This window comes from Bacteroides sp. CAG:189 (assembly GCF_000432295.1).
GTDB lineage: Bacteria > Bacteroidota > Bacteroidia > Bacteroidales > Bacteroidaceae > Bacteroides > Bacteroides salyersiae.
In genome coordinates this window covers 1-1681 of record NZ_HF990985.1, presented here as the reverse complement: position 1 = coordinate 1681, position 1681 = coordinate 1, and the positions used below count along the sequence as shown (strand labels likewise).

2 pseudogenes are annotated in these 1681 nt (G+C 39.7%); both read right to left on the bottom strand.

What is annotated here, in order from left to right:
* Positions 1 to 309 (bottom strand): annotated as a pseudogene (locus QVP90_RS01275) (hypothetical protein); the annotation flags it as partial.
* A gap of 350 nt (positions 310 to 659) precedes the next feature.
* A pseudogene (locus QVP90_RS01270) lies at positions 660 to 1646 on the bottom strand (alpha-galactosidase); the annotation flags it as partial.
* Positions 1647 to 1681: the final 35 nt, after the last annotated feature.

Genomic DNA, 1681 nt, shown 5'->3' with positions numbered 1-1681 from the left:
CATTTTATTAAGTATGGGCTTTATTCTCAATATTTCATTGTTATAATCCTCCCAACTCATTTTGCCTTCATAATAAGCATTCTCTACAAGAAAAACCGCCCTTTTAAAACTTAAAGGTTTTTCCCTTTTCAACATCTGGCTTATTTCATTTATAGCAATGTCGAAATGTTTCTGGATATTGGTAGGTACGGGATGAGATAAAGCCTTTTTGTTGGTATGAAAATCTGCCCATTTCTGACCTGAACCGAATGTTTGTGCATTTAATTGCAAAAACACAATAAAAGGCAATATATAAATTAATCTTTTCATATTCTACGAAGTCTATATGACCATAAATTCTTATTCAATTAACTTTATAAATTACATTGTTTTTTTTATATCATGGGCATTTCATAATGAATTTATGTTGTTAGCAAAATTAGAAAAAAATATGAAATAAAATAGTGATTACATCATATTTTTTAAAAACTTCTATTTCAGTTACTTATTTGCTGAGTAAATTCCACTATGTGAAAAGAGAAGAAATTGTGCGAGATGAATTTTATATTGAATTCTGATTAAAAAAGTTAGTGCCCCTGCACTGCCGGAGGGCAGATACAGGGGCACAGGATACTAATGAAGAATTTTTATAAGATAGTACTTTCTCTTGACGGATTTTCTTATTGGGCACTAACCTCTATGATGCGGCTGCTTAAATCTTGTCCTGTGAACAGGCCGAGACCTACCGTCATCAGGTATTCTCCGGAATAAACCTGATCATTTCCTCCCAAGCTGGGCCATGCGCCCGGCATCAGGTTGATCTCTTTCACTTTATACATTCTGTTAGCTTCCAAGCCTTGCAGACGTACCGGAAGCAGCCGTTCTCCGTAGCGCGGATGGATATCGAAAGCAAATACGACTGCATTGCTTTTGTCCTTGCTGATGTACATGGAAGAGGTATGTTCGCGTTCACCTTCATAAGGAGATACGAGACGATAAAGGTCACCCTCTAAAATAACGGGTTTCAGGCGATTATATTCCTGTACGGCTTGGCGGCAATACGTTTGTTCGTCGTTTGTCAGATCATCCATTTTGATGTCGAACCCTAATTTGCACATCATGGCTACGTCGGTACGGAATTTGACACTGGTTTTCTTGTTCCATGTAGTCACGTGTGCACACAGGGTTTTGCTGGGGAATACCTGTGAGAATCCCCATTGGATGAACAGGCGTTCGATCGGATCGGTGTTGTCACTTGGCCAGAATTCTGTAAAGTACTTCAATGCCTCGAAGTCGGAACGTCCTCCGCCACCGGCGCAGAGCATCATCGGCAAGTTCGGATATTTGGCTTTGACGCGTTCAAGCACTTTATAGAGTCCGCGCACATAGTCTATATATAGATGTGTTTGTTTCCCTTTCAGGTAGGTTGAATAAATGTTGGTGATGGGGCTGTTGCAATCCCATTTAAAGAAAGCGATATCCGGATATTTTGTCATCAGTTGGTCTACTACGCCGAATACATGGTCTTGTACGGCCGGATTACTGAGGTCGAGTACCAATTGGTTGCGGAAATAATATTCTTCGCGATTGGGGAAACGAATCACCCAGTCTTTATGTTTTTCATAAAGTTCACTTTTAGGATTTACCATTTCCGGTTCGATCCAGACCCGCATTTGAAATAATTAAAGTGGGGAAAATGCGG